Here is an 11,083-nt window from a genome sequence, read left to right as displayed (position 1 = left end):
CCACCGGCGGCAACGCCAGCGCCGTGGGCGATGCGGCGGGCGTACAGGCGCTGGCCAGCCAGACCGAGCAGATGGCGCGTTCGCTGGACGGCGTGGTCGGCGCCCACCAGGGCCTGCGGCTGGCGACGGCGCTGGGCACCAAGGGCCCGCAGGCCAGCGTGCTGGATGGCGACAAGGCGCCGCTGGCGGCCATGCACCGCGCGGTCTCGGGCACGGTCGCGGGCGACAGCCTGGACGGCGCCCGCGGCGATGCCGCGGCCAGGCACACGCAGGCCGCGCAAGGCAAAGTGCCGCACCCCACCGATCCCGTCGTGCTGATGGCCGCGCGCGCCGGGCTGGCACAGATCGCGGCCAAGCACCTGCAAGTGACGGCCGGCGAGGCCGTGCACTGGTCGGCCGGCAAGGACCAGAACCTGGCGGTGATGGGCGCGTTGCGCCTGCACGCCGGCCAGGGCCTGGGCATCGTCGCCGGCCTGCAGCAGGGCGGGGCGGACTCGGGGCTGGACCTGATCTCGGCCAAGGGCAACGTCGATGTGCAGGCCCAGCACGACATCCTGCGAGTGCAGGCGCAGAAAGACATCACCATTGGCAGCGCGCAGGCCGCGGTGGAATACGCCGCGCCCAAGCGCATCCGCATCGCGACGGCCGCGGGCGCCAGCATCGTGCTCGAAGGCGGCAACATCACCGTCACCGCGCCGGGGCGCATCGACGTCAAGACGGGAAACAAACAATTCTCCGGACCGGACCGGCTGCCTTACGCCTTCCCGCAGTTCACCGTGTGCAAGCAATGCGTGCTGGATGCGCACGATGGCGTGCAGTCCATCACCGACAAGGCATGACCCGCATGATTGATTGGGAAACCCGGCTGAACGACACCCTGGCCGCTGCCGCCGAACTGGCTGTCGGCACCGGCGCCACGTTGAACACCTACCTGCTGGTGGATTTTCGGGGTCGCGCCGAACTGGCCGAGCCCGTGCGCGCCAGCGCAGATCTCAGCCATGGTTCGGTCTGGGTCGGAACGGACCTGGCCATCTACCAGGACATCGCCCCGCTGCTGATCGAGGTCGACGACCTGACCCGTTTCGAACTCTGGCGCGGCCACGACGAGCCGCGCGCCTCGCAGGTGCTGCGCCTGCTCAATCGGCTGCATCAGACCGAAGGCGGTGAATATGCGCTGACGCACATCGTGTCGCCGTTGCCGCTGGCCGAACTGATGGCGCACTACGCCTATTACACCGACTACGGCCTGCCGGACGGCCGCGAGTATTACCTGCATTTCTACGACGGCCGCATCCTGGACCGCGCCATGCAGGTGTGGACGGATCGTGAGCGTGAGCGTTTCCTGGCGCCGGTGAACCTGCTGCGCTACGCCCGCCGCGACGGCTCGGTGGCGCAATGGACCGGCCTGGGCGATCAACTGGAAACCGGGCTGGATGCGCCCAGGCAGCAGCCTTTTTCGCTGGCGCAGCACCAGGCCCTGCTGGACCTGGACTACCCGGACAAGCTGGCGGTGCAGATCCGCCGCATCTACCTGGGTGTGCTGGGCAGCGACTTGCGGCAAGACGAGCTGTACACGCGGGTACTGGCGCAAATGGCGCGCGCCCGCGGCTACGGCATCCAGACCGAACGCGACATGCTGGACTACGTGGCGTGGGGCATCACCATTTCCCCGCGCTTTGATGAACACGAGGCGATTGCGCCGGCCTTGCAGGCCTTCAAGGCACGCGGTGAAGGTCTGTCGCAGGCGCTGGCGCACGTGCCGGACGCAGTGTGGGATGGATTGCTGCGGGCCGAGCAGGAACAGGAAGAGGGGAGTGCGGCATGAAGCGGAAGGGATGTGCGGTGAGCGGAGCGTCTGATGCGTAAGGGCCTGATCGTCTTGTTCATGTGGTTGGGGTTGCTGGCGGGATGCAATAGCGAGCCAAGCTATCAAGGCCTGTCCTTCGTGACCTACAACTACACGCCCTGGGATCTGGACCGGGTGGAAGTGACCGACGCGCAAGGCCATTCGGCCGTCACGGGATCGATTGGCGCGGGGGGCGGTGAAGGGTCGGCGACGTGCTGTTACAGCTTGAAGGGCACGGACTTCAAGGTCCTGTGGCGCGGTGCGGACGGGGAAAAGGCCAAACAGCACATGTTCGACGGCAAGCTCGATGAGGTGATCTTCAACAAAGAGACCCCCGTGCATTTTCCTGCGACACAGGTGCCACCGGGTGATGGGCCGCTATACCTGGAACTGCATATCTACCCGGACGAACACATGGAACTGGCGCTGAGCCGCAAGCTGCTTGGCCAGGTGCGCATTCCGATCGTCGATGCCACACGGTGGCTGTATGCACAGCACCGCGATGCATTGGGAGATTTCGGCAGCAGCGCCGAGGTCAGGCGCGTGGTGGCGAAGGTCGCCAAGCGAGCGTGGGTGAAGTATCGAATCGAGAGCCTTGAGGATATGAAGCAGTACATGTTTCTGTATTTCACGGTGGCGTCGAATTTCGATGCCGATCCGGAAATGGCGGCGATCCTTGACGCGCCCGGCCGCAAACCGGGTGATTTCGCGCAAGCGGTCCAAGGCCTGTCGAAGGAAAAGATCGCGCATCTGAAAGCCACGGGCACGGCGCCGGGAGACAAGAATGGCTAATCCGCTGCCGCCGGTGGATCGTACCCCGGCCTCGGTTCTCAAGAAGATGGCTGATAGCGAGGCCGCCTATCCGAAGCAGGACTGCAACGAATGCGGCGCTGTCATCCGGATCGGCTTCTTCTTCGACGGCTTCGGGCGCAGCCGCGACGTGGATAGCAAGCATCCCACCTTCTATTCCAATGTCAGCCGCCTCTGGGAGGCCCATTACTCTCACGATGACGAGGATCGGCCCGTCAATCAGTATTGGTTCCGCTTCTACTATTCGGGGCTGGGCACAGAGCTGAACGAGGATGCCAAGAACGACGATCTGATCTACGGTGCAACGTTGGCCGGCAAGAAGATTCTCAGCGAAGCCGCCAAGAATGCCAAGAATGCCGCCAAGAACATCACTCGCGTCGACGAGATTCCCGAGCAAGACGTCTTGAAGCGTCTGCGCAGCGCGACGCAGAAGATGATCAAGGAAGGCTCGTACCAGCCGATGGTCAAGGCCTATAAGGACGTCGTGAAAGACGTGAAGACCTTGCCGGACAAAGTCGTCCGGATCTGGAATGCCTGGGACCCCGAGCGGCTGGTGAATCGCGCCAAAGGGACCCTTCGCGGCTTCTGGTCGGGCTTCAAGAAGAATCCCCTGAAGGTCGCCTGGACGGCCGGCAAAGAAGTCGTCAAGTCCACGGTCATGGAGGGTGTGCCCATCATCCGGGATAACGAAACCGTGGCCTATCTCATGGGCACGGGGGTAGACGTGCGTGTGGATGCGGCGTTGCGGCAGTTCAAGGCCGCCCACGAAGCCGTCAGTGCCGAGATGAACAATGTCCGGCGGATCGAGATTTCCGTATTCGGCGGCGATCGCGGTGGCGTCATGGCCCGCCAATTCATCAACGACGTGGTCAAGAAATATCGCCGTCGCCACGACAAGGACCTGGTGTTTCCCGGAGAAAAGGGCGCCCGCGAAGCCGAGATCCGCATCCGGTTCGTCGGGCTGCTGGATTCCGTGTCCTCGATCATGGATGAGAACACGTTCCTGGGCTTTCTTCCCTTCACGGACCTGCTCAAGCAGACCCACAAGGACCGCACGTTGACCATACCGGGCGCCGTTGAAAAATGTGTCCATTTCGCTGCCGCGCACGAACTACGCGCCAATCAGCGACTGGACAGCCTGGAAAAGACCCGCGGCGAGCAATATCTTTATCCGGGGTCCAGCGGGGACGTGACCGGCGTCAGTCCCGAGGGGTCATTGGGCGCGCGGGGCGAGCTGTCACGCGTGTCTCTGCGAGACATGCTGAACCTGGCCCTGTGCAACGGCGCGGCTTTCTACAGCATGGAGCAATTGTTCGACAAGCGACCGCTGGCCTTCGCCAAGTACACCATGGCAACGCCGATCAAGGATGGCGGCCAGAGCTATCCCATCACCGATCTGGTCGACGCCTATCGCGGCGTCGTCAAGTACGAGCCAGGTATCGATTTCATGCCCCACATGGAAGTCTTCCTGCGCTGGTTGGCCGTCCGCTATCAAGACCCGGTCTTCAAGAGCGAACTGGCCGACCCCGCTGAAAAGTGGATCAAGGACCGTGATTTCTTCACCCCCGAGCAGGAATACAACGAAGAATTCCGGCGCGTGTCGGCGTTGCCGGCGGACCAGCGCAACAAGCCCGAAAACACGGCGCGCCTGAAAGAGCTGGAAGCGCTGAAGAACGAACGCTGGGACCGTGCGGTCGAGAGCCGCGGTGAATTGCCGCCCAAGCGGTTCAAGCCGCTGTGGCAAAGGCTGGAAGAGGAATACCGCGAGCTTGAAAACGCCGAACGCACTGACGCGGAAACCGAACGGCGCAAGGAAGATCTGCGCAGCAACAACCCGGATCTGGTGCGCAAGATCGAGCAGGTGAACCAGATGCCGCGCGACATGCAGAAGATGCGCAACGACATCATCGTGCGCAATGGCGGCACCTTGACCGAGGCCGACCAGCCCAAGGACCCCCTGGCCGACATGAAGGCCAAGCGCGCCACCCAGCAGCGCTTGCTGAATGTTTGGCGGGAGGCCAGCACGGGCACCAATCCGCTGCCCCCGAAGGTAATGGCCTTGTTCGATTTCCTGGTGCACGATGCCATGCTGAGCAGTTGGCCGGATCACCTGCTGGCCAGCACGTCGCTGTACTTCCGGGTGCGCGACAAGGACATCTTCGGCAAGACGGACTACAAGGCTGAAGAGGCCAAGCTGAAGTCCGACACCGAATCGGCCGCGCGGGTGGACCAGATGCAGGCACGGATGCAGGCCAACATGAACGGCATGACGCCGGCTCGGCCGTAGGCGGCTTCGTCTATCGGGTCATGCCGACGGTTCTGCCCTGGCACCGCGCAGCTTGCGCCAGAGATGACGCTTGATCCTGCTGCCATAGATCCAGGACAGGATCGTCAGCGCGGCCAATGTCAGCGCGTACGGGGTCTCTCTGTCGTAGGGGGGTATCGGATTGAAGCGCGAGATCGCGCTGGATATCTCGTCCGGCAGAAAATCCGCGATGGCCAGGGTGCTGAAAAACGCGGCCAGGATGGCGCCGGTAAGACGCGGGCGTTCCGCCGGGATGACCTCTTCGTTCCAGCATGCCCAGTACACCAGGTGCAGCAGCTTGATCACCAGCACGATCAGGGCGATCAGCGCGAGCAGTGCCAGGGCGATCAGTAGCGCGATTATTTCGGGCGGGAACATGCGTGTGCTCGCTGACTCAGCGGGGTGGCCGGCTTATTTCGCCGCCTGCACCTCGATCGTCACGGTGTTGGACCGCACGCCGTTGGACTCGATATACACCTCGTAGGTGGCGGGCGTCGTCGGCAGCTTGGCCTGGGCGGCCAGGTCGGTGCTGAACTGCGTGCCCACGCTGATACCCGGGCTGATCGGAATGCCCTTGGGTGGACGCGAGCCCGGAAGGGTGTCGACCTCGACGCCGGGCGGGGGCGAGGGGCGTTTGTATTCATAGGCCACGCCTTCGTACACTGCCTTGGTCTGCGTATTGACGGCCACGAAACGCGGCAGCTTCTGGTTCTGTGAGACGGGGATGATGCCCTGGGCGCAGACGGGGATCACCAGTGCGCCGGACGCCTGCGGCCGCACGCGGGCAGGGGCGGCGATGTTCAATTGATCGTCGCTGCCGCGGTTAGGCGGAATGCAGGCGTGGTCGCGCACGGTGCCGATGGGGGCGGTGGCGAAGGCGGGCGGGTCGGTCCAGTCGGTGTTCATGGAAGCGGTCGAAGGTGTGGATGAGGAAGAGGGCGGGCCACCCACGGTGCGCGCCGCCGCGGGGGGGGCGGGCAGGGCGGCCGCCAGGGTCGCTGCCAGCGTGGCGGCACACAGCCGGGCCAGGGCCGGCGCCAGGCGGCGCCCGCGGTCAGAACGAGGGCCAGCCACGGGACATGTCCACTTTGCGCACGGCCTTGGCGCAATTCACGCAATAGCGGATGCTCAGGCAGTCGCCGCCGAACATCACGCACGATCCCGTGTAGGCCGGGTCGGCCTGGCTGGCGGGCAGGCCGAAGTGGCAATGGTTGCCGAACTGCGAATAGAAGTAGGGTCCCTTGTCCAGTTTCGAGGCGTCCATGTCGGCTTCGTCGGGATGCGCCTGCACCCACTCCGGCCCGCTGGGCACCATGCCGATCAGGTGGCCGATTTCATGCACCAGCGTCTGCTGCTGGTAGTCCATCGTGACCGGCTCCCACGGCGACATGGCGGCCACGCACAGCAGGTTGCTGTTGTAGAAGGCCACGCCGGCCGCCGCGCTTTCCATCAGCCGTACGCGCAGGATGATCTTGCCGTTGGTCGGCATCGGCAACAGTCCGGCCATGCGGATATTGAGGGCGCTGCATTCCTTGGGCGCGGCGGCGTCGTAGGGCACCGGGGTCAGGCGGTCGCGCGGGATGGGGATCTGCCTGACGCCCGCGGCGGGGTCGGTGTATTCGAACACGGCTTGCACCAACCAGTCGGTGTTCGGCTCGATGTGATACCACAGGAAGCTGACATTGCCGTCGGCGCCGACGAACTGGATCAGCTTGTCGCCGGCGCCCGGGCCGGCCACGGCCTGCACATAGATGGGCTGCACCGGCAGCATGGAGGCCAGCCGATCAACGTGGCAGACCACGATGGTGTAGGGCTCGTGGGACGGGCCCTGCGACCTTGGATAGACCGAGCGGGCCAGTTGGCGCAGACGCGCGTCGCCATCCTCCGTGAAGACGTCTGAATTGGCCTCACCGCGCCCACTGACGGGCGGCAATTGCACGACGTCCACGCCGTGGCGCGCGTACTCGGTGGCGGTGGGCTGGAAGCCGTGCGGACGGGCCAGCGTTTCGGGACCGGGCAGCATGATTTCCTGGATGTACAGGCGTCTGGCGGTTTCCACCAATTCGGTGGAGATGATCTGGTTCTTGTCGTTGACGACCTCGAACAGGTAAGTGTTCAGGCCCGCGGCGGGCAGGGTGATGTCATCGACGATCTTGGTGCCGTCCGGGTCGGTCACGTAGCTGTACGACCGCTGATTGGGCTCGCGGTACAACGGCTGGCGGCTCAGCTCTCGCGCCGAATACACGGCATTGCCCGGGCGCGGGCTGACCTTGACGGTGAAGCGGTGCTGGCCGGCCTTGTCAAAGCGCACGCGGATCTTGGGCTTGTTGGTCTGGCGGTCCAGGCTGTTGAGCGCCTGGCCGTCGTTCCAGCGTTCGTCCGGCTCGGTCAGGTTGACGTATTGCAGCTTGGCGCCGCTGCGGGCCTGGTAGGGCGACGGCGTGGACGCAGGGCTGGGCGAGCCTTCCGCATTCTGACCGGCGTCCTGGCCGACGGGGCGTGCCGCGCCGCCGGGCAGCGTGATGCCGGCCGCTTCCATGACCCGCTTGGCCAGCCCGGGGTAAGGCGAATTGGCCACCGCCGGGATGTTCATGATCGTCTCAGCCACCTTGGGCAGCGTGACGCTGGAAATGTTGGGCGATTGCAGGATGGTGCCCACCACCGACGGCACGGCCGACTCAGTCAGGCCGGGTGTGCTGAGGATGGCGCCGGCCACCGCGGGCAGGTTGCTTTGGTTGACGTCGGGCATCGACAGCAGCGAGTTCACCGCCGATCCCAGCGCGGCGCCGCGGTCGCCCATGGCGCCCATCGCCTGTGTCATTACGGGGCCGATGGCCGAGCCCACGCCGCCGCTCGCCGCGCCACCCGATGTCGCACCGGCCGAGCCGCCCAATACGCCGCCGGACAGCAAGCCCGAGGCCTTGGCGCTGATGTCGGCTGCCTGCGAGGCCACCTGCGTGGCTTGCGTGGCCGCGCCGGCCGCATGGGTGACGCCGGCCGGCATCGCGCTGGCCAGGGCCCCCGTGGCGCCCTGCGTCAGGCTGGCCGTACCGCTACTCATCAGGGATTGCGCCGCGCCGCCGGCCATTGATTGTGCGCCGCTCGTCAGCGACGGGGTGGCGCCGCCCATCAGCGAGGGCGTGGACCCCATGGCCGATTGCGCCAGGCCGCCGACCTTGGCTGCGGCGCCCGATGCCAGGCTTGTGCCGGCCTCGGTCGCCGACCCCATGGCCTTGCTGGCCATGGCGCCCAGGTCCTGCACCGGCTTGAACGCGGCGTTGGCCAGGGACTTGGCCTTGTCCATCATGTTTGACGCGGTATCGCTGGCGGCCGACAAGCCGCTGGACAGGCTGGCGGCGCCGCCGGCCAGGGCCGAGCCGATGCCGCCCGGCGAAGACGCGCTGCCGCTGGCGGCTGCGGCGTCGGACGCGCCTGCCGCATTCAGGGCCTGCCCGGCCCCGGTGGCCACCGCCTTCATGGCCGCGGGCCGGTGCACCAGTTCGGCCGTCACCAGCATTGGGTCGCCGACCTGACTGGACGGCAGTGCGGGCAGGGCGGCGGCATCGCTGGCCGGCCCGATCAGGTTGTGCGAGGCGCCCTTGACGGAAAACATCCCCGGGCCCTTGAAGAGAATGTCGCCACCGTCCATGACGATACTGCCGCCGGCCGCTTGCAAGGTGATGCGCGTGTTCGCCAGGATCTCGATGCTGTCGGTGGTGGACGTGATGGTGATGTCCTGGCCCGCCAGCATTTCCAGCATGTCGGTATGCGCATGGATCGACACCGGCGCGTTGGCGGCGATGGCGCGCAGCCCGCCGTCCTGCACGAACAGGCTGGTCGAGCGGCCCGACGCGCTGGCAAAGGTCTGGCGCGCCGCGACGTGGCCGTCGGCCTGGGTCGTGGCGTGCAGGTTTTCGCTGGCATGCAGGATGGCGCTGGCCGGGGTGGACAGGTTCAGCGAGTTCGGCGCGTCGATCAGCAAGCGGGCGCCGTCGATGCGTTCGACGGGGTCGCTGCCGCTGCGTTCATTGGCGCTGGCCTTCACCGCCTGCTGGCCGCCGACGCTGCCGGCGTACTGGCCGTCAGCCTTGGGGTCCACCGCCTGGATCAGCGGATTGAATTGTTCGTTGGCCGCCAAGGGCCGCGCCTGGCTCCGGGTGGCCAGGTTGTCGATGCGTTGCGCGGAATGCTGCGCGCCGCGCAGCAGCAGCAATGCCTCTTGCGTATCGGCCTGGGTGGAGCGGGCGCTTTCGCGGGCATTGGCCGACAGCAGCATGCCCTGGCCCGAGCGCACCACGGTCCAGGCGTCGGACCGCAACTCGAAACCCGTGCCGCGCCATTGTCCGCGCGACGACTCGTCCGGCGCCTGCTTGACCAGGTAGCCCAGGCCCAATTGCGACGCGGCAATGGAACTGGACAGCCGCGTACGCAGCTGGCCGGCCGTGTCGTCGAACAGCCATTGGCTGTGGCCCTTGCCATCCAGGGCCTGGCTATGCCAGCCGCTGAGCGTGCCCGGATGATTAGCATCGCCATCCACCCCCGCCGTCCAGGGCGGCAGGTCGGTGTCGTTGTATAGCTGCGCCACGATAACGGGCTGGTCGATGTCGCCATCCAGGAATTCGACCACCACTTCGGTGCCCTGGCGCGGCAGGTGGTGCGCGCCCCAGTTGGGGCCGGCCTGCGCGCCAGTCACGCGCAACCAGGTGCCGGACTTGTCATCGCCCGGCGCGTTGCCGGCGTCGTCGCCATGGCTGCGATGGCGCAGGCCGCCGGCCAGCGGGCGTTCGCCGCGCTGCCACGGAAACTGCACTTTCACACGCAGGTCGCGGCCGGTGGTGATGGCCGCGTCTTCGGCGGTCACGACGACGGCGGTGGCGCCTTCGGGGGCGGTGGGCTTGGCGCGCCAGGCGGGCAGCAGCGGGGCGGCTGCGGGCTGGGCGCTGAAGCTATTGCGGTAAGCGCCGCGCTCAAGATCGGCCGCGCCCAGCACCTGGGCGGCCTGGCTGCCCAGGTTGTTGGCGGCTTCGTGCTCGACGTGCAGCAGGGTGTAGCGGTTGCCGCCCAGTTCGTCCATGGCGCTGCCCGAACCCTGGGCATAGCGGTCGTGCTGCGTCAGCGTGAAGGTATGGCCCGGCATCATCTGGCGCGCCGTGCCGCCGCCGTCAAAGCGCAGCATGCGCGCTTCGAACGCCTGCAGGCTGCGGGCGGCCTGTTGTTCGGCCGAGTCGTCGCCCGTGTGGCGGCCATGGCCGTCGTAGTCGTAGTCTTCCAGCGCGGGCAGGGCGCCGGCGTCCAGGTCGGAGGCCGCGTGGGCGCCATGGGCCAGCAGCGTGCGGTCGTTCCAGGCCAGGCGCGTCACCGCGTTCGGGCGCACCTGGCGGGCCGCGCCGAAGCGCGTGACGCTGTCTTCGGATTCGGTGGCGTCGCTGCGGTGAAAGCGCAGGGTCGCGGCGGGGTTGTCGGGGCGCGCGGAGCGGGTGTCGAACACCACCAGCCGGTGCTGCGCGCCGCCGCTGCCGGCCTGCTGCTCGCCTTGCTGGTGGTCGAAGCGGAAGCTCAGGCCGGCCTCGGCCATCAGCCGCAGCACGAAGTCCAGGTCGGTCTCGCGGTACTGCGTGCGCACGGGGCGCGGCGCGGGCGGCTCGGTGATCTCGAAGGCGAACGAAGCCAGCGGGTAGTCGGCAAACACTTCGGTCAGGATGTCGGTGACCGACTTATCCTGGAACACGAAGCTGTCACGCCGCAGCCGCAGCGTGGCCAGCCAGGGCGCGGCGTGCAGGCGGTAGCGCGCCAGGCCGCCGTCGGCACCCAGCGCGTCCACGCCTTCCACCACGGCGTGCCAGCGTCGCCAGGTGCCGTCGGCCAGCAACAGGCTGACGCTGATTTCCTTGCCCAGGAGGGGTTCCACGTCCAGTTCGGCGGACGCGGCCAGGCAATCGAGTGTCAGGGCGAACAGTTCCGAGACGCCTTCGCGCAGGTGCAGGCGTTCGACGGTCAGCGCGTCGCCCAGCGGCGTCTGCGCTTGCAGCAGGCGCGCATTCTGGGACAGGGCGGCAACGCCCAGGCTGCTGTAGCCCGAAGGCGTGGAAGAACGGTCGGTCATGGCATGTGGCGGAACGTGA

The 11,083-nt window shown here is 66.8% G+C and carries 7 protein-coding genes; 4 read left to right on the top strand and 3 right to left on the bottom strand.

The annotated features are described in order from the left end of the window. The 4 genes from A9974_RS17330 to A9974_RS17315 form a co-directional block, all read left to right on the top strand. On the top strand, positions 1 to 839 hold an 839-nt coding region (locus A9974_RS17330), incomplete at its 5' end, for a DUF2345 domain-containing protein (RefSeq protein WP_183005402.1). Further along, a complete protein-coding gene (locus A9974_RS17325; RefSeq protein ID WP_255468210.1) occupies positions 836 to 1,825 on the top strand; it encodes a DUF4123 domain-containing protein in 990 nt (329 codons plus the stop codon). The genes A9974_RS17330 and A9974_RS17325, both read left to right, overlap by 4 nt. A 33-nt stretch (positions 1,826 to 1,858) precedes the next feature. Continuing rightward, positions 1,859 to 2,638 (top strand): hypothetical protein, encoded by a 780-nt coding sequence (locus tag A9974_RS17320; protein WP_183005401.1) that lies wholly within the window; start codon positions 1,859 to 1,861, stop codon positions 2,636 to 2,638. Further along, the gene (locus tag A9974_RS17315; RefSeq protein ID WP_183005400.1) at positions 2,631 to 4,943 is read left to right on the top strand and encodes a DUF2235 domain-containing protein; all 2,313 of its coding nucleotides are present in this window, start codon (positions 2,631 to 2,633) and stop codon (positions 4,941 to 4,943) included. Before A9974_RS17320 ends, A9974_RS17315 begins: the two co-directional genes overlap by 8 nt. 18 nt (positions 4,944 to 4,961) lie before the next feature. On the opposite strand, the gene A9974_RS17310 is transcribed toward A9974_RS17315, so the two are convergent. Genes A9974_RS17310 through A9974_RS17300 form a run of 3 tightly spaced genes read right to left on the bottom strand, consistent with a single transcriptional unit; the run spans position 4,962 to position 11,064 of the window. Further along, positions 4,962 to 5,339, bottom strand: a complete 378-nt coding sequence (locus A9974_RS17310; protein WP_183005399.1) for a hypothetical protein — start codon at positions 5,337 to 5,339, stop codon at positions 4,962 to 4,964. 33 nt (positions 5,340 to 5,372) lie between these two features. Next, positions 5,373 to 6,035 carry a hypothetical protein gene (locus tag A9974_RS17305; protein WP_183005398.1) on the bottom strand — a complete coding sequence of 221 codons (663 nt, stop codon included), beginning with the start codon at positions 6,033 to 6,035 and terminating at the stop codon, positions 5,373 to 5,375. Further along, on the bottom strand, positions 6,016 to 11,064 hold the full coding sequence (locus A9974_RS17300) for a type VI secretion system Vgr family protein (protein WP_183005397.1): 5,049 nt from the start codon (positions 11,062 to 11,064) through the stop codon (positions 6,016 to 6,018). The genes A9974_RS17305 and A9974_RS17300 overlap by 20 nt, the downstream gene beginning before the upstream one ends. Positions 11,065 to 11,083 lie beyond the last annotated feature (19 nt).

The organism is Achromobacter sp. UMC71 (assembly GCF_014170305.1).
GTDB lineage: Bacteria > Pseudomonadota > Gammaproteobacteria > Burkholderiales > Burkholderiaceae_B > Achromobacter.
The sequence above is the reverse complement of the archived record's forward strand: the minus strand, read 5'-3'. Positions and strand labels throughout refer to the sequence as shown.

What these genes read in the sequence shown, in the direction of transcription:
- A9974_RS17325 (WP_255468210.1), top strand. Translation starts at nt 836, where the DNA reads ATGACCCGCATGATTGATTGGGAAACCCGGCTGAACGACACCCTGGCC.
- A9974_RS17320 (WP_183005401.1), top strand. Translation starts at nt 1,859, where the DNA reads ATGCGTAAGGGCCTGATCGTCTTGTTCATGTGGTTGGGGTTGCTGGCG.
- A9974_RS17315 (WP_183005400.1), top strand. Translation starts at nt 2,631, where the DNA reads ATGGCTAATCCGCTGCCGCCGGTGGATCGTACCCCGGCCTCGGTTCTC.
- A9974_RS17310 (WP_183005399.1), bottom strand. Translation starts at nt 5,339, where the DNA reads ATGTTCCCGCCCGAAATAATCGCGCTACTGATCGCCCTGGCACTGCTC.
- A9974_RS17300 (WP_183005397.1), bottom strand. Translation starts at nt 11,064, where the DNA reads ATGACCGACCGTTCTTCCACGCCTTCGGGCTACAGCAGCCTGGGCGTT.